This window comes from Haloprofundus sp. MHR1, assembly GCF_005155585.1.
GTDB lineage: Archaea > Halobacteriota > Halobacteria > Halobacteriales > Haloferacaceae > Haloprofundus > Haloprofundus halophilus.
Genome location: NZ_CP039833.1, coordinates 1,633,406 through 1,648,965 on the forward strand (window position 1 = coordinate 1,633,406; position 15,560 = coordinate 1,648,965).

15 protein-coding genes are annotated in these 15,560 nt (G+C 67.0%); 9 read left to right on the top strand and 6 right to left on the bottom strand.

The genetic code is table 11. The annotated features are described in order from the left end of the window. Positions 1 to 30: 30 nt before the first annotated feature. On the bottom strand, positions 31 to 1,212 hold the full coding sequence (locus tag FCF25_RS08250) for an iron-containing alcohol dehydrogenase family protein (protein ID WP_137048136.1): 1,182 nt from the start codon (positions 1,210 to 1,212) through the stop codon (positions 31 to 33). Positions 1,213 to 1,328: 116 nt separating this feature from the next. Between FCF25_RS08250 and FCF25_RS08255 the strand changes: the two genes are divergently transcribed. From FCF25_RS08255 to FCF25_RS08280, 7 genes are all read left to right on the top strand, one after another. Further along, complete coding sequence (locus FCF25_RS08255; protein WP_137048138.1) at positions 1,329 to 2,903, top strand: class I adenylate-forming enzyme family protein; 1,575 nt, start codon at positions 1,329 to 1,331, stop codon at positions 2,901 to 2,903. Next, on the top strand, positions 2,900 to 3,673 hold the full coding sequence (locus FCF25_RS08260; RefSeq protein WP_117593236.1) for an SDR family NAD(P)-dependent oxidoreductase: 774 nt from the start codon (positions 2,900 to 2,902) through the stop codon (positions 3,671 to 3,673). The genes FCF25_RS08255 and FCF25_RS08260 overlap by 4 nt, the downstream gene beginning before the upstream one ends. A gap of 182 nt (positions 3,674 to 3,855) precedes the next feature. Then, entirely contained in the window at positions 3,856 to 5,070 is a 1,215-nt protein-coding gene (locus tag FCF25_RS08265) for an acyl-CoA dehydrogenase family protein (RefSeq protein WP_137048140.1), read from the top strand. A 3-nt stretch (positions 5,071 to 5,073) separates the two neighbouring features. After that, entirely contained in the window at positions 5,074 to 6,060 is a 987-nt protein-coding gene (locus FCF25_RS08270) for an LLM class flavin-dependent oxidoreductase (protein WP_137048142.1), read from the top strand. Positions 6,061 to 6,170: 110 nt separating this feature from the next. After that, the gene (locus tag FCF25_RS08275; RefSeq protein WP_137048144.1) at positions 6,171 to 6,935 is read left to right on the top strand and encodes an enoyl-CoA hydratase/isomerase family protein; all 765 of its coding nucleotides are present in this window, start codon (positions 6,171 to 6,173) and stop codon (positions 6,933 to 6,935) included. Between the two features lie 56 nt (positions 6,936 to 6,991). Continuing rightward, positions 6,992 to 7,132 (top strand): hypothetical protein, encoded by a 141-nt coding sequence (locus FCF25_RS15585; RefSeq protein ID WP_157972682.1) that lies wholly within the window; start codon positions 6,992 to 6,994, stop codon positions 7,130 to 7,132. Next, on the top strand, positions 7,129 to 8,838 hold the full coding sequence (locus FCF25_RS08280; RefSeq protein ID WP_137048145.1) for an acyl-CoA synthetase: 1,710 nt from the start codon (positions 7,129 to 7,131) through the stop codon (positions 8,836 to 8,838). The genes FCF25_RS15585 and FCF25_RS08280 overlap by 4 nt, the downstream gene beginning before the upstream one ends. Before the next feature lie 28 nt (positions 8,839 to 8,866). On the opposite strand, the gene FCF25_RS08285 is transcribed toward FCF25_RS08280, so the two are convergent. The 3 genes from FCF25_RS08285 to FCF25_RS08295 form a co-directional block, all read right to left on the bottom strand. Next, positions 8,867 to 9,829, bottom strand: a complete 963-nt coding sequence (locus tag FCF25_RS08285; RefSeq protein WP_137048147.1) for an NADPH:quinone reductase — start codon at positions 9,827 to 9,829, stop codon at positions 8,867 to 8,869. A 64-nt stretch (positions 9,830 to 9,893) separates the two neighbouring features. Then, positions 9,894 to 10,229 carry a Zn-ribbon domain-containing OB-fold protein gene (locus FCF25_RS08290; protein WP_137048148.1) on the bottom strand — a complete coding sequence of 112 codons (336 nt, stop codon included), beginning with the start codon at positions 10,227 to 10,229 and terminating at the stop codon, positions 9,894 to 9,896. Then, entirely contained in the window at positions 10,222 to 11,385 is a 1,164-nt protein-coding gene (locus tag FCF25_RS08295; protein WP_137048150.1) for a thiolase domain-containing protein, read from the bottom strand. The genes FCF25_RS08290 and FCF25_RS08295 overlap by 8 nt, the downstream gene beginning before the upstream one ends. A 286-nt stretch (positions 11,386 to 11,671) precedes the next feature. Here FCF25_RS08295 and FCF25_RS08300 point away from each other — a divergent pair, with 286 nt between their 5' ends. Next, positions 11,672 to 13,057, top strand: a complete 1,386-nt coding sequence (locus FCF25_RS08300) for a short-chain fatty acid transporter (protein ID WP_168191222.1) — start codon at positions 11,672 to 11,674, stop codon at positions 13,055 to 13,057. Positions 13,058 to 13,169: 112 nt separating this feature from the next. Next, a complete protein-coding gene (locus FCF25_RS08305) occupies positions 13,170 to 13,403 on the top strand; it encodes a hypothetical protein (RefSeq protein ID WP_117593210.1) in 234 nt (77 codons plus the stop codon). 38 nt (positions 13,404 to 13,441) lie between these two features. Here the strand turns inward: FCF25_RS08305 and FCF25_RS08310 are convergent, their stop codons facing one another. Together FCF25_RS08310 and FCF25_RS08315 are read right to left on the bottom strand one after the other, a co-directional pair. Further along, the gene (locus FCF25_RS08310; protein WP_137048152.1) at positions 13,442 to 14,434 is read right to left on the bottom strand and encodes an ornithine cyclodeaminase family protein; all 993 of its coding nucleotides are present in this window, start codon (positions 14,432 to 14,434) and stop codon (positions 13,442 to 13,444) included. 62 nt (positions 14,435 to 14,496) lie between these two features. Further along, positions 14,497 to 15,396, bottom strand: a complete 900-nt coding sequence (locus tag FCF25_RS08315) for a hypothetical protein (RefSeq protein ID WP_137048153.1) — start codon at positions 15,394 to 15,396, stop codon at positions 14,497 to 14,499. Positions 15,397 to 15,560: the final 164 nt, after the last annotated feature.

The following is a 15,560-nucleotide window of genomic DNA, read 5'->3' on the forward strand; positions in this document are numbered from 1 at the left end:
GCGACTCGGTTCGACTTCGTCACTCCACCCTCACCACGCCGCTTCGAGGATATCGACGATGTCCGACTCGGTGACCCGCTTCGGGTTGTTCGCCATCGCCGAGTCGTGCGCCGCGATCTTCGCCATCGCCTCGAAGTCGTCCCGGTCGACGCCGACGTCGCGCAGGCGGTACGGGACGCCTATCTCCTCCTGCAGGTCCCGAACCACGTCGCACATCGCCTCCAGCGTCGCCTCGTCGGTCGCCGAATCGCCCTCGACTTCGACGCCGAGCGCAGTTGCGAGGCGCGCCATCCGCTCGGGCACCGCGTCGTACGTGAAGCGGATGCCGTGCGGCAGGAGGATGCTGTTGCCGTCGCCGTGCGAGACGGGGTGGCGAGCGCAGAGCGGGTGGTTGATGCCGTGGTTGATGCTGATACCGCCGACGATGCCGAGACCGCTGAGGCCGGCCCCCAGTTGGGCGTCGACGAGCGCGTCGGCGTCGCCGTCGTTGACCGCGGCGGGGAGGTTCGTCACGAGCAGGTCGATGGCTTTCTCGGCGGTCGCCTGGTAGAACGGGTTCTCCGCGTGGCCGTCGGAGTAGAGAATCTCCACCGCGTGGTCGAGCGCGTTCATCCCCGTGCTGGCGACGGTGGCGGGCGGCGTCGTCGCCGTCGCCGCCGAGTCGTAGATGCACGCCTGCGGTCGAATCTTCTCGTCGAGAACCACCGCCTTGTCTCCCGCCTCCTCGTCGGTGACGCCGAAGATGTTCGACACCTCGGCGGCCGACAGCGTCGTCGACACCGCGAAGACGGGCGTCTTCGTCGCCGGGAGCTCCGGAACGTGCGACTCCCCGTCTTCCGTCGTCTGCGTCTTCATCTCGTGGAGGTCGCGGTCGTTCTCGGCCGCGAAGACGGAGATCGCCTTCGCCGTGTCGCTGGCGCTGCCGCCGCCGACGCTCACGAGGCCGTCGGCGTTGTGGTCGCGGAACACCTCGACACCCGCCTCCACGGTTCGGAGCGGCGTGTCGCCTCGCGCGCCGGTGTAGGTGTAGACGTGACGCTCGCCGAGGGCGTCCTCGACTGCGCCCATCAGTTCCTCGTTCGCGCCGACGTGCTCGCCGCAGACGACCATCGCCCGTTCGACCCCCGCCTCCGGTAAGAGGTCGTCCAGCCGTCCGATGGCGTTCTCGCCCCAGACGAACCGAGCGGCCTCGTACCGGTGTTCGCGCACCATACGACTCCCGGACGCCGAACCGTGATAAATGTTGACTGGTGACTTGATCGCGCGCTAAGACAAATGTTCACGAATAACAACCTACATGTGGTGGATGGACGTACCCCCGACCACGAATGCGCATCGAAGCACTGCTCGAAAGCCGGGTGGAGAAGACGCCGGAGAAGCCGTTTCTGACGTTTCCCGACGAGCGCTACAGCTACGAGGAGACGGCCGAGGAGTCGAAGCGCTACGCGAACGCGCTGTCGTCGCTCGGCGTCGAGGCGGGCGACGCGGTCGGCCTCTTTCTGCCGAACTGCCCCGAGTTCCTGTTTCTCATGTTCGCGAACGGCTACCTCGACGGCATCACCGCGCCGTCGAACCCCGAGTACAAACCCGACGAACTGCGTCACTCGCTGGAGCTCTCGCGGCCCGAGTTGCTCGTTACGACACCCGAGCTGCTCGAAGTTGCCGAGGAAGCCGTTGAGGGCACCTCGGTCGAGCGAATCCTGACGACCGAGGCCGTCGACGACTACGAGTCGCTGCCGGCGCTTTCGGCCGACGAGTCGACCGAGGTCGACTCCCACGACGGCGACGAGAGCTCGGTCGGCCTCCACATGTACACCTCGGGGACGACGGGGCCGCCGAAGGCCGTCGAGTGCCAGCACGAGAACTGGACGCTGAGCGCCGTCGACTTCCAGAAGCGGATGGGCTTCACCCACGAGGACACGCTGTTCACCGCGCTGCCGCTGTTTCACGCCAACGCCCAGATTTACTCGACGCTCGGCGCGGCGGCGGCGGGCGCGGAGGTGGTCATCTACGAGCGCTTCTCCTCCTCGCGCTGGTGGGACTGGTGCCGCGAGCACGGCGTCACCGAGTTCAACGCCATGGGGAGCATGCTGAAGATGCTCGACAACGTCGCCGAGTCGCCCGACGACGCGGACAACCCGGTCGAACTCGTCTTCTCGGCGGGGACGCCGCCGGAACTCATCGAACCGTTCGAGGAGCGCTTCGGCCTGCGCGTCGTCGAGGGCTACTCGCTCACCGAGGACCCGCTTCTGATGCTCAACCCGACCGACCCCGAGAAACGTCGCATCGGGAGCATCGGGCTCCCGCCGGCGGAGAAGCGAATCAAGGTCGTCGACGACGACGGCGACCCCGTCCCGACCGGCGAGAAAGGCGAGATAATCCAGCACTGCCCGGCGCTGATGGCCGGTTACCACCGCCAACCCGACAAGACGGCCGAGGCCGTCCACGACGGCTGGTTCTACACGGGCGACTACGGCAAACTCGACGAGGACGGCTTCGTCTACTTCCTCGACCGCAAGAAGGACATCGTCCGGCGAGCGGGCGAGAACATCTCCTCGTACGAGGTCGAAGGGGTGATAAAGGCGCTCGACGCCGTCGACGAGGTGGCGGTCATCCCGAGTCCCGACGAGTTCTACACGGAGGTCGTGAAGGCGCTCGTCAGCGTCAAGGAGGGTCACCAGTTGACGGAGGAGGAGGTCGTCGAGACGTGCCGCGACCAACTCGCCTCGTTCAAAATCCCTCGATATATCGAGTTCGTCGAGGAGTTTCCGTACACGCCGACCGGGAAGATACAGAAACAGAAGCTCCGGACGCGGGAGAAGGAGGAGAGCGTGAACCACTGGGACCGCGAATCCGAGCCAGCGTCCGATTCGGACGCCACCTCCGAGGAGGTGAGCCGATGAACGCGCTCGACCAGTTCGACCTCACCGGTCGCGTCGCCGTCGTCACCGGGGGCACGCGCGGCATCGGCCTCGCCATCGCCGAGGGCCTCGCCTCCGCCGGCGCGACGGTCGTTCCGACCTCCAGAACCGAGTCGGACGTCGAAGCGGCAGCCGAGCGAATCGAGTCCTACGGCGCCGAGAGCCTCGTCGCCCCGACGGACGTGACCGACGACGAGGACATCAGAGCGCTGTTCGAGCGGACGGCCGACGCGTTCGGCGGCGTCGACGTCGTCGTCAACAACGCGGGCGTCAACCCCGCCGCGGCGCTCGGCCGACCGGAGGACGTCGACCCCGACGGCTACGACTTCGTTTTGGACGTGAACCTCCGCGGGGCGTTCCGCTGCGCGCAGGAATCCGCGAAGTACCTCGCCGAGAGCGACGGCGGCTCGCTCGTCAACGTCGCCAGCGTCGGCGGCGTCGTCGGCCTCCCGCGGCAGCATCCCTACGTCGCCTCGAAGCACGGCCTCGTCGGCGTCACGAAGAGCATCGCGCTCGACTGGGCTCCCGACGTGCGCGCGAACGTCGTCGCGCCGGGGTACGTCGCTACCGACCTCACGGCGGAGGTGCGCGAGAACGACACGCTCAGGCAGTCCATCGTCGACCGGACGCCGCTGGACCGTTTCGCCGACCCCGAAGAACTCGCGGGGCCGGTCGTCTTCCTCGCGAGCGACGCCGCCAGCTACGTCACCGGCGCCTGTCTCGCCGTCGACGGCGGGTGGACCGCCCGGTAACGGTGACCCGTTCGAGTCCGACGAGCCGTCTGATGCCGACGAGCCGTCTGATGCCGACGGACCGCCAACGCTGGCGAACCGTCGGATACGCCCGATAACGCCCCAAGGCGCGCGTTCCGCGCCCTCCAGCGGCAAATCGCCGCGGTGAGAGAACTTTTAGCACAGAACGCGCATGAACGATTATGGAGTACGACGATTCCGAACGGGCGGAGGCGGTCGCGGCACGCGTCCGCGAGTTCGTGGACGAGACGGTGATTCCCGTCGAGCGCGACCTGCTGGGCGACGGGCCGATAGGCGAGGACCGACTGGCCGACCTGCGGGACGAAGCCCGCGAGCGCGACGTTTACGCGCCGCAGATTTCGACCGAGTACGGCGGGATGGGGATGCAGTTCCGCGACGTGCTCCCGGCGTTCGAGGAGGCCGGGCGGAGCCTGTTGGCCGCGCCCGCCATCCGCGTCGACGCCCCCGACGAGGGCAACATGCACACCTTCGAACTCGTCGCCACCGAGGAGCAGAAAGAGGAGTGGCTCCGCCCGCTCGTCGCCGGAGAGATCCGCTCCGGCTTCTGCATGACCGAGCCGATGCAGGGCGGCGGGTCGGACCCGAAGATGCTCAAGACCGAGGCGAGAAAGGAGGGCGACGAGTGGGTCATAAACGGCCACAAGTGGTGGACGACGAACGGACTTGAGGCCGACATCCTGCTCGTGATGGCCCGCACGGATTTCGACGCCCATCCTTACAGCGGCTGTTCCATCATCCTCGTCCCCGCCGACACGCCCGGCGTCGAGGTCGAGCGCGGCATCCCGCACATGGCCGACGGACTGCTCGGGACGAGCCACGCCGAAATCAAGTTCGACGACGTCCGCGTCCCCGTCGAGAACCTCATGGGCGAGGAGAACGAGGGCTTCTCCATCGCCCAGCAGCGTCTCGGTCCCGCGCGACTCACCCACTGCATGCGCTACTCGGGGATGGCCCAGCGCGCGCTCGACGTGGCGAAGGCGTACACCAGCCAGCGCGAGGCGTTCGGCTCGCCCGTCGCCGAGAAACAGGGAATCCGCTTTTCGGTGGCCGAGGCCGAGACCGAACTCCACGCGGCGCGCTGCATGGTCCGCCACGCCGCCGACCGTATCACCGCGGGCGACGAGGCCAGAATCGAGGTGTCGATGAGCAAGCTCTACACGTCGAACGTCGTCCAGGAGGCCATCGACACGGCGATGCAGATGTGCGGCGCGAACGCCGTCGGCGAGGACCTCCCGCTCGCGGACTTCTACCAGAACGTCCGGCAGTTCCGCTTCGTCGACGGCGCGGACGAGGTGCACAAGCGCGTCATCGCCCGCGACGCCTTCTCCGAAATCGACGACTCCGAACTGGAGAACGTCACGCGGTACGAGGAGTAGCGGATGCCGACCTCGCTCGGACTGCTGCTCCCGGACGTCGCCGCCGAGTCACCCGCCTCGGTCGCCGAGCGGGCGGAGGAACTCGGCTACGACGCCGTCTGGGTGAGCGAACTCTGGGGCACCGACGCGTTCGTCCAACTCGCGGAACTCGCGATGCGGACCGAACGAATCGACCTCGGCACGGCCATCGTCAACGTGTTCTCGCGGTCGCCAGCGGTCATCGCGATGGCCGCCGCGTCAGTCGACCGACTCGCTCCCGGCCGTCTGACCCTCGGCGTCGGCGCGAGCACGCCGAAGGCCGTCGAAGACCTCCACGGGACGAGTTACGACCAGCCAGTCCGCCGCATCCACGAGACGGTCGAACTCGTCAAAGCCTACCTGAGCGACGCCGACGCCGTCGACTACGAGGGAGAACTGTTCGAGGTGGCTGACTTCCCCGGCCTCGACGCGGACGTGCCGGTGTACAACGCGGCGCTCGGCCCGGCGAACAGACGGGCGACCGGCCGCGTCTGCGACGGCTGGATTCCGCACAACATCCCGTTCGAGGGTCTCTCGGAGGCGTTCGATGTCGTCGCCGACGCGGCGCGCGAGGCCGGACGTGACCCGGAAAACATCGCCGTCGCGCCGTACGTTCCGGCGGCGGTCTCCGAGGACGAAACCGACGCGTACGACGCCGTCCGCGGTCACCTCGCCTACTACGTCGGCAGCGGCGAGGGCTATCGACGCGCCGTCGCCACCGCATTCCCCGAGGAGGCCGACCGAGTGGCCGAAGCGTGGCGGAGCGGCGACCGCGCCGCGGCGAGCGACGCCGTTACCGACGAGATGGTCCGCGCGCTCGGCGTCGCCGGAACGCCCGACGCGGCCCGAGGGCGATTAGAGACGATTCTCGACCTCGACGTGCTCGACCGACCGATGGTCACCGTCCCGCGACAGGCAGACGACGACCTGACGCTTCGGACGATAGAGGCGTTGGCACCCGCGAGTCGCTGACGCGTTCACTCACGAGTCGCTGACGCCCTCACCCGCGAGTCGCTGACGCACTCGCTCCCGTGTTTTCCGGAACCGCACGAACTATCCGGTACTGTGCGGGTTGTCACCACATGACTGAACACGTCAGCTACGAGTTCGCCGACGGCGTGAGCACGGTTCGTCTCGACCGCCCCGAGAAACTGAACGCGATGACGCTGGAGATGTGGGACGCCGTCGCCGACGGAGTGCGGCGCGCCGACGACGACGGTGCTCGCGCAATCGTCCTCACCGGAAGCGGGCGCGTGTTCTGCGCGGGCGACGACATCGGGTCGCTCGCCGACGTCGAGAACCCCCGGGACGCCCGCGAACTCGCGGATACGGTACTCGGCTGTTTCGGCGCTATCGAACGCTCGCCAGTGCCGGTCGTCGCGAAGGCGAACGGGTCGGCCTACGGCGGCGGGTTCGAACTCCTGATGTCGGCAGACCTCACGGTCGCCCCCCGCGACGCCGTCTTCGCACTCCCGGAGACGCGTATCGGGGCGTACCCGTTCTACGGCGCGAAGCGACTCGCCCGCCTCGTGGGTCGCCAGCGCGCGGCCGACCTCGCGCTGACGGGTCGGGAACTCGGTGCCGAGGAGGCCGTCGAGTGGGGGCTGTTCGCCAGAGCCGTCGACGACGGCGAGGTCGACGACGCCGTCTCGGATATCGTCGCGGCGCTCGGGCGCTCCTCGCCCGCGTCGCTGGAGACGACGAAGACGTGGCTCAACGCGTCGCTGCGCTTTGCGGGCGAGGACGAGGCGATGCGGAACGGACTGGGCTACCTCTTCTCGGGGCCGGACGCCCGCGAGGGGGCGCTGTCGTTTCTCGAAGGCCGAGACCCCGACTTCGCCGAGTGAGGCGGTACCTCGCCTCGACACCGAAGTTTATGCCCTCCTGTTCGAATCGCCATGGTATGAGCACACAACGCACGGAGGGGCGACCGAATCCGACCGACTCGGCTAACTCGACCGACTCGGCCGACTCGACCGACTCGACCGACTCGACCGACGCGACCGACGTGACCGATTTGGCCGACGGGAGTGGACGGCCATGACGACGTACGAGGAACTCGGCGCGTCCTTCTCGTGGGGCGAGGTCTGGGCGGGGTTCGACTGGAACGCCCCCGACCGATTCAACGTCGCCCACGAGACGGTCTGTCGGCACGTCGGCTCCGGCCCGGCGCTCTACTGGGAGGGTGCTGCCGAGGGCGAGCGCGAGACGCTCACCTACGCCGACCTCGACGAGCGGAGCGCGCGGGTGGCGAACGCCCTCGAATCGCTGGGCGTCGAGCGTGGCGAACCCGTGGCGACGCTCGTTCCTCGTCTTCCGGAGCTCTACCCGACGTTTCTGGGTATCTGGCGACGCGGCGCAGTGTACGTCCCGCTGTTCACGGCGTTCGGCCCGAACGCCATCGAGGTCCGCGCAGCCGACGCGGGCGTGAAGACGGTGTTCACGACGACCGAGTACCGAGAGAAGGTGGCCGCCGTCGAGGACGAGGTGGGTATCGAGAACGTCGTCGTCATCGACCGTCGGGGCGACGGACCCGACGGCGATGGCGTCGGCGGCAGTGACGCCGATGGCGTCGTCGGCGATGACGGCGAAAACCTCGACGGCGAGGATATCGAGTACGAGGCGCTCGTCGCCGACCAACCGTCGACGTACGAGACGGCCGAGACGTCCGCCGACGACCTCTGCACGCTGGAGTACACGAGCGGGACGACCGGCCCGCCGAAGGGCTGCGAACTCACGCATCGAGTACTGGCGGCGCTCTACCCGTATCTGGAGTGCTCGATGGCCCTCGGCGACGGCGAGACGGTGTGGGGGGCGGCCGACCCCGGGTGGATGTACGGCCTGCTGACGGCGGGCATCGCTCCCGTGAGTATGGGCGTGCCGAACGTGCTCTACGAGGGCGAGTTCGACCCCGAGGCCTGGTACGCGGTGATGGAGCGCTACGACGTGACGAGCCTCGCCACGAGTCCGACGGCGTATCGCGGACTCGTCGCCGCCGGCGACGCCCACGAGTCGTACCACCTCTCGCTGCGGAAGGGCAACAGCGCGGGCGAACCGCTGAACCCGGAGGTGATGCGCTGGTTCGACGAGGAACTCGGCGTCACCGTGTACGACCACTACGGCGTCACCGAGTGCGGGATGGTCGCCGGCAACCACCACGCCTGCGAGATGGACGTGAAGCCGGGGAGCATGGGACGGCCGCTCCCGGGGTTCGACGTCCGGGTCGTCGACCCCGAGACGGGGGCCGAAACCGAGGCCGACGAAGTCGGCGAACTCGCGGTCGCCCGCGGCGAGGCGACGTATTTCGGGGGCTACTGGAACGAACCGCGGAAGACCGCCGAAGCGTGGGTCGAACACGAGGGCGGAGAGCTGTTTCTGACCGGCGACGCCGCCGAACGCGACGGCGACGACTACCTCTGGTTCGTCGGCCGCGCCGACGACGTCATCCTCTCGTCGGGCTACCGCATCGGCCCCTTCGAGGTCGAGAGCACGCTGCTCGAACACGAGGCGGTCGCGGAGGCGGCCGTCGTCGGCGTCCCCGACGAGAAGCGCGGCGAACTCGTGAAGGCGTACGTCGTCACGACCGAGGGGTGGGGCCACGACGACGAGGTGGCCGCCTCGATTCGGGGGTTCGTTCGCGAGCGACTCGCCAAACACGCCTACCCCCGGGAGGTCGAGTTCCTCGACGAACTCCCCAAGACGTCGAGCGGGAAGATTCGCCGCGTCGAACTCCGCGAAGACGGGGCGTAGCGGCCGACGGCGGTCGTTCCACGAGCCGTCAGGGAACGACGACGAGTTTTCCGAGGAAGCTCTCCTCGCGCACCCGCCTGTGGGCCTCGGCCACCTCGTCGAAGCCGTACTCGCCGGCGACTTCGACGCGCAGGAGACCGTCCGCCAGCAGGCGGTCGACGCGCGCCAGCGGGTCGGCCAGCCGCGGCGCGTTGTACATGCTCATGAGGTGGAACTGCAGTTCCTTCCCCCCGGCGGCGGGGACGTTCGTGAACCCGGCTTCGAGATGTCGGTTGCGGAAGAGAACGATGCGGGCGTACGGCGCGGCGACGTCGCAGTCGAACTGCAGGTAACGTTCGAGCATGTGGTCGACGACGACGTTCGGACCGCCGTCGGTCGCCTCCGCGACCGCCGACTGGAGGTCGTCGCGTTCGTAGTCGAGAACCGTCCGCGCGCCGAGTTCCGAGAGGGCGTCGTGATACCGCTCGCTCGCCGTCGTCACGACGCGAGCGCCCGACGCGGCGGCGATCTGGACGGCCGCGTGACCGACGCCGCCGCTGCCGCCGTGTACGAGACAGTACTCCGCCGGTTCGAGCGCCGCGTGGTCGACGATGGCCCGCCACGCCGTGACGGTCGCGACGCCCGCCGCGCCCGCTTCGACGAACGAGACGCCGTCCGAGAGGTGAGCGATTCGGTCGGTGGGCGCGATGACGTACTCGGCCGTGCTGCCGTAGCGGTCGTTTCCCAACCCAGTTCCGAACACCCGGTCGCCGACGTCGAAGCCCTCGACTCCTGTCCCCACTTCGTCGACGACGCCCGCGAAGTCGACGCCGGGAACCATCGGGAGCGTGAAGGGCTGGTACGACCCGTCGCGGAAGTAGGTGTCGACGGGGTTGACGCCCGCCGCCTTCAGTTCGACTCGAATCTCGCCCTCGCTCGGCGTCGGTTTCTCGACGTCGTCGACGCGGAGCACGTCCTGGTCGCCGTGTTCGTGGTACCGTATGGCACGCATGGGGAGCCATTGGTTCCGGAGGTGAAAAGTTCGACCCCGAGACGGCGATTCGACCCCCGGAGCGTTACGCCGCCCGGAAGTAGAAGACGCCGTCTCGTCTGTCGACGAACTCGACGGGGTCGTCGGGGCCGAGTTCGGGGTTCTCTTCGAGGCGCGCGGTCACTCTCACCGTCTCCTCGCCGCCGACGTCGACGACGGCCACCTCGAACGGCTCCTCTCCCTGCTGGTCGGACCCCGGAACCCGAATCGTCGTCCGCGCGTACACCGTCCCAGTCCCGTCGAGCGGTGCCTCCGCGAACGTCTCGGAGCCGCACTCGCGGCAGATGTACGCTTCGTGGCCGTACAACAGCCCGCAGTCGGCGCACCGCGTCGCCGGGAACCTCGGGGGCGACTCAGACACGCGACGGCCCTCCGAGGACGGTGACGGTGCTCACCGCACCGCTCCCGCCGAGGTTGTGCGCCAGTCCGACCTCGGCTCCGTCGACCTGGTTCTCGTGTTCGCCGAGCAACTGCAGACACACTTCGTAAATCTGGCCGATGCCGGTCGCACCGACCGGGTGACCCTTCGCGAGCAACCCGCCGCTCGGATTGATGGGAACTTCGCCGTCGACTGCGGTCCGACCCTCGGCGACGGCGGCCGCGCCCTCGCCCTTCTCGAAGAAGCCGAGGTCCTCTGAGTCACCGATTTCGGCCGCCGAGAAACAGTCGTGGAGTTCGACGACGTCGACGTCCGAAGGCGAGATGTTCGCCTCGTCGTACGCCTCCTCGGCGGCCAGCGTCGTCGCTTCGAGCGTCGTCAGGTCGTCGTAGCGGTACGCGGCGCTTCGGCCCGTCGCGTGTCCGCTGCCGAGCACCGGTATCGGCGCGTCGGTGTACGAGTCGGCGACGTCCGCCGACGCGAGCACGACCGCGGCGGCCCCGTCGGCGGCGGGACAGCAGTCGTAGAGGCGGAGCGGGTCAGCGACCAGTCGGGAGTCGACGACGTCCTCGACGGTCACCGGCGACCGGAACCGCGCCCGCGGGTTCGACGCGCCGTTTCTCCGATTTTTCACCGAGACGGCGGCGACCTGCTCGCGGGTCGCGCCGTACTCGTGCATGTAGCGGTCGAGCACGAGCCCGTAGAAGCCCGGAAACGTCAACCCCGTCGCGCCGTCGGTGCCGTGGTCGGCGGCGCTTCCGAGCGCGCGGGTGAACTCCGACGTCTCGGCGCTCGTCATCCGCTCGACGCCGGTGACGACGACCACGTCGTGGATACCGGTTCGGATCGCCTGATACGCCTGTCTGAACGCGATACCCGAACTCGCGCACGCGCCCTCGGTCTTCATCGTCGGGACGCCGACGAGACCGACGCTGTCGGCGACCAGCGGCGCGAGCGTTTCCTGTCCTTCGAGCATCCCGGCGACGAAGTTCCCGAGGTAGAGCGCGTCGACGTCCTCCCTGTCGACGTCGCAGGAGCGGAGCGCCCGCCCGACCGCCGTGACGCCGAGTTCGACGATGCCCTCCTCGCGGACGCCGAACTCGGTGGTTCCCGTGCCAACCACACACACATCGTTCATCGGCGGTGTGTCCGTGGCCCCGGTGCTTAAGCGTCACGTCGCCGGAAGGCCGCGGCGGGGACGGTCGGGCCGGAGAACCGGTGATTGCGGCGGAGGACCGACGACCTCGGCGGAAATGGCAAGTAGTGACGATACCAGTAACGTATATCAGATAACCTCAATTTTCTGTCGACTGTGATGCGATAACATGGCAAACCATTATGTATGAATTATTCATTCGGGACTGTAGCGTATGGCACTTACTGACCCGGTGAAACGACTAGGCGAATGGTTTGCAGACATCGCGATGGAGTACGTACCGGACCCGTACGTGCTCGTCATCATTCTCACGCTCATCGCTGCGGTCGGGGCGCTGTTGGTGGGCACCTCGCCGACGGGCGTGATGGACGCGTGGTTCGGCGGCGTCTGGACGTTGCTGGTGTTCATGGCCCAGTTCGCGCTCACGCTGATGGTCGGCGACGCCATCGCGAAGTCGCCCGCGGTGTCGAGGCTCTTACGACGAATCGCCGGACTCCCGAAATCGCAGTTCTCGGCCGTCGCGCTGACCTCGTTCGTCGCCATGCTCGCCGGTCTCATCTCGTGGGCCATCGGCCTCATCGTCGGCGCGGTCATCGCCCGTCAGGTGGCGTTCCGCGGCAAGGAGAAGGGACTGAAGCTTCACTACCCGCTTCTCATCGCCGCCGGGTACACGGCGCTCATGATCTGGCACTCCGGCATCACCACGTCGAGCGGTCTCATCATGGCCGACCCGGCGGCGATCCCGTCGACGTTCCCCGAGTACGCACAGGGCGGTATCCCGCTCGGTGAGACCATCGGTAGTCTGACCAACATCGTCACCGTCGTGCTCCTGCTCGCGGTCATCCCCCTCGTAATGGGGAGTCTCCACCCGAAAGGTAGCGAGGACATAACCGAACTACCGGAGAACGTCTACGACGAGATCGCGACCGGCCTGCAGACGAAGGACGACGCACCCGACTCCGGCGTCGCCGCCGACGGCGGCGTCGCTACAGGGGAACAGTCGCGCGTTACCGCCGCCGACCGTCTCAACAACTCGCGGTTCCTCGGTCTGATTATCGCGCTGTTCCCGGCGTACTACTTCCTCTCCGACGTCCTTCAGAGCGGTCTCGGTGCCATCAACCTCAACACCATCAACGCGTTCTTCATCTTCTGCGCCATCGTACTGTGGGTGACGCCGAAGCGCATCGTCACGCAGATGGACAAGAGCGTGAAGAACGTCGCCGGCATCCTCTTTCAGTTCCCCTTCTACGCAGGTATCGCTGGACTGCTCACGGGAACCGCACTCGCCGCGGCCATCGCCGGTTTCTTCGCCGACATCGCGACGCCGCTGACGTGGCCGGTGCTCGGCCTCATCAGCGCGGGTATCGTCAACGTGTTCGTCCCCTCCGGTGGCGGTCAGTGGGTCGCACAGGGTCCGATTCTCCTCGAGACGACACGGGAACTCGGCATGCCGCTGTACACCGCCGTCGTCATCGAGATGATGGGCGACCAACTGACGAACATGATTCAGCCGTTCTGGGCGGTTCCGGCGCTCGCGCTGGCGCAACTACGCGCCCGCGACATCCTCGGCTACACCACCGTCGCCATGGTCGCGGGGTTCATCATCATGGCCATCACGATGACTCTGTTCCTCGGGATGGGAATCGGCGCGTAGTCGGCGCACAGACGCGTTTTTCGTCCTTTCGGCGCTGCGACTGCCGCCGGTTCGACGAGAACGACCCGTCGGCCGACCAACGCTTAATCCGGCGGACGTCGTACACTCACTCATGAGTTCCGACGACGAGACGCCGGGGTTGATGACGAAAGCCTACCGGACGGTGACCCCGGGGTACAAGAGTCGCCCAGACACCGAGATGAACGTCATCGGCCTGACGTACGCGCTGCTTCTGGTGATTCTCATCGTCCCGCTGCTCCCGTTCGTGATAATCGTCTGGTTGCTCACGCGGGTGTTCGAACGCATCGACCGGCGCAGAGAAACCGACGAGACGGAAGCGGAGTAACGTGAGACGGCGACGAAGCCCGAGCTCCTAACCGACGCCTACCCGTCCAGACCCATCAGGTCGAACGGGTAGCCGTTGTCGTTCTCGTCGGCGTGCTCGTAGACGACGTGGGCGGCGGCGACGTCCTGAATCGCCAGGCCCGTCGAGTCGAAGACGGTGATTCCGTCGTCTTCCGTGCGGCCCGCTATCTTCCCGACCACGATTTCACCAATCTGGCCGTAGATGTCGTCGTCGCCGAGGACGCCCGCGTTGTAGGGGACGTTGATCTCGCCGGAATGGGTCGTCTGCTCGTAGTCGTCGATGACGAGTTTGGCGTCCAGAAGCACCTCGTCGGCGAGTTCGTGTTTCCCCTCGGCGTCGGCGCCCATCGCGTTGATGTGGGTGTGCTCGCCGACGGCCTCACGGGGGACGATAGGCGATTCGACGGGCGTCACCGTCGAGAGCACGTCGCAGGAGGCGGCCTCCTCGATGCTGCCCGCGCGGATGTCGAACTCGTCTTCGAAGGTGTCGAGGAAGCGCGCGACGCGCTCCTCGTCGAGGTCGGAGACGACGACTTCCTCGATGGGCCGCACTTCGGAAATCGCTCGCAGTTGCGTGTACGACTGGACGCCCGCGCCGACGATACCCATCGAACTCGCCCCTTCGACGGCGAGGTGGTCGGTGGCGACGGCGGCGGCCGCGCCGGTGCGCTGCATCGTCAACTCGGTGCCGTCCATGATGGCGAGCGGGAACGCCGTCTCGGGGTCCGAGTAGATCATCGTCCCCATGACGGTGGGCAGGTCGTGGTCGCCGGGGTTGTCCGTGTGGACGTTCACCCACTTGATGCCGGCGGCGTCCCAGTCGGCGGCCTCCAGATAGGCGGGCATCGACCGGAAGTCGCCGTTGTACTGCGGCAGGTCGATGTACGACTTCGGCGGCATCTGCGCGTCGCCGCGCTCGTAGGCGGCGAAGGCGTCCTCGACGGCTCGGATGAGCTCCGGCATCCGAGCGTTGTGGTGTACGTCCTCGCTGTTGAGGAGCAGCGTCTTCATGCTCGCAAAATTTGCGGAGCGCCTATTTAGTTACTGCTAAGCTTCGGTGGGGTTGGTCGCGGCTACGACTGCGAGGCGTCGGCGACGACGGTTCGTTCGACGGTTTCCAGCGGACTGTACAGGGAGATACGGATTTCGTCGCCGTTCTCGTCGGCGTACTCCGACGTTCGAATCTCGGTCGTCCACGTCTCCTCCGTTCCGGCCGGAACGGACAGCGAGAACGGGCCGTACAGCATCTCGTTGACGTTCGGACTCCCGCGAAACGTTCCGTCTACATCGCTCGTGTTCCGGACCGTAACAGACACCTCGAAAGAGTCGTCGAGCGACGCTCCCTCGGGTATCTCGACCTCGACGTACTCGAACGTCGGAAGCGGCGTACGAAGCGTTTTGACGAGTTTCTCCGGGAGTTCCCACGTCGCCGTCTCGTTACCTGCGGTCAACGTCAGTCGGAGTCCGTCACCGTCGTACGGTGCGGGGAGGGAGAATCCGATCCACCCTTCCGAACCGTCGGCATCGAGCGACTGATGCGGTTCGCTATCGGGCACGATGGAGTAGCCGGGACGACTCCCGAAATCGGTGTATTCGCTGGTGTGCCCGTCGTCGTCGACGAGACTGAACCGCGATACTGGGAACTCTGACTCGGTCTCGGCAGTTACCGACGCGAAGACGAATCGCGCTGGGTGGGCGGTGAGAACGTCCATCCAGTCGGTTCGTGTGACGTAGACCGACTCCTGTGTATCTATCGCCGACACAGTGGCGGAAGCGCCGTCGATGTCTGCCGTCTCGCCGACGCGAAGTTCCTGCACCGGCGTTGCACTCTCGGTTTCTTCGTCGGCCGTCGTCAGATTCGACCGAGACTTCGTCTGCCGGTTCTCGTCCGTTTTCCCTTCGTCACTCGAACCAGTCGAACACCCGGAGATAGCGACCAATCCGGCAGCGACGACTGTACGTCTGGAGGGCATAGCCGCCGCTACTCGGAAACGCAGTATATGTTTTGTGTTTGAAAAATTCGAGAGTCGGTCGAACGGCGGTACCACAGGCGGAAGTCGTCCAGTTCACTCACCGCGAGGGCCGTCAGGCCCGAGCGGGCCGAGTCGCAAGCGGAAGTCGCGGAGCGACTGAAGCG

What these genes read in the sequence shown, in the direction of transcription:
- FCF25_RS08250 (WP_137048136.1), bottom strand. Translation starts at nt 1,212, where the DNA reads ATGGTGCGCGAACACCGGTACGAGGCCGCTCGGTTCGTCTGGGGCGAG.
- FCF25_RS08255 (WP_137048138.1), top strand. Translation starts at nt 1,329, where the DNA reads ATGCGCATCGAAGCACTGCTCGAAAGCCGGGTGGAGAAGACGCCGGAG.
- FCF25_RS08260 (WP_117593236.1), top strand. Translation starts at nt 2,900, where the DNA reads ATGAACGCGCTCGACCAGTTCGACCTCACCGGTCGCGTCGCCGTCGTC.
- FCF25_RS08265 (WP_137048140.1), top strand. Translation starts at nt 3,856, where the DNA reads ATGGAGTACGACGATTCCGAACGGGCGGAGGCGGTCGCGGCACGCGTC.
- FCF25_RS08270 (WP_137048142.1), top strand. Translation starts at nt 5,074, where the DNA reads ATGCCGACCTCGCTCGGACTGCTGCTCCCGGACGTCGCCGCCGAGTCA.
- FCF25_RS08275 (WP_137048144.1), top strand. Translation starts at nt 6,171, where the DNA reads ATGACTGAACACGTCAGCTACGAGTTCGCCGACGGCGTGAGCACGGTT.
- FCF25_RS15585 (WP_157972682.1), top strand. Translation starts at nt 6,992, where the DNA reads ATGAGCACACAACGCACGGAGGGGCGACCGAATCCGACCGACTCGGCT.
- FCF25_RS08280 (WP_137048145.1), top strand. Translation starts at nt 7,129, where the DNA reads ATGACGACGTACGAGGAACTCGGCGCGTCCTTCTCGTGGGGCGAGGTC.
- FCF25_RS08285 (WP_137048147.1), bottom strand. Translation starts at nt 9,829, where the DNA reads ATGCGTGCCATACGGTACCACGAACACGGCGACCAGGACGTGCTCCGC.
- FCF25_RS08295 (WP_137048150.1), bottom strand. Translation starts at nt 11,385, where the DNA reads ATGAACGATGTGTGTGTGGTTGGCACGGGAACCACCGAGTTCGGCGTC.
- FCF25_RS08300 (WP_168191222.1), top strand. Translation starts at nt 11,672, where the DNA reads ATGGAGTACGTACCGGACCCGTACGTGCTCGTCATCATTCTCACGCTC.
- FCF25_RS08305 (WP_117593210.1), top strand. Translation starts at nt 13,170, where the DNA reads ATGAGTTCCGACGACGAGACGCCGGGGTTGATGACGAAAGCCTACCGG.
- FCF25_RS08310 (WP_137048152.1), bottom strand. Translation starts at nt 14,434, where the DNA reads ATGAAGACGCTGCTCCTCAACAGCGAGGACGTACACCACAACGCTCGG.
- FCF25_RS08315 (WP_137048153.1), bottom strand. Translation starts at nt 15,396, where the DNA reads ATGCCCTCCAGACGTACAGTCGTCGCTGCCGGATTGGTCGCTATCTCC.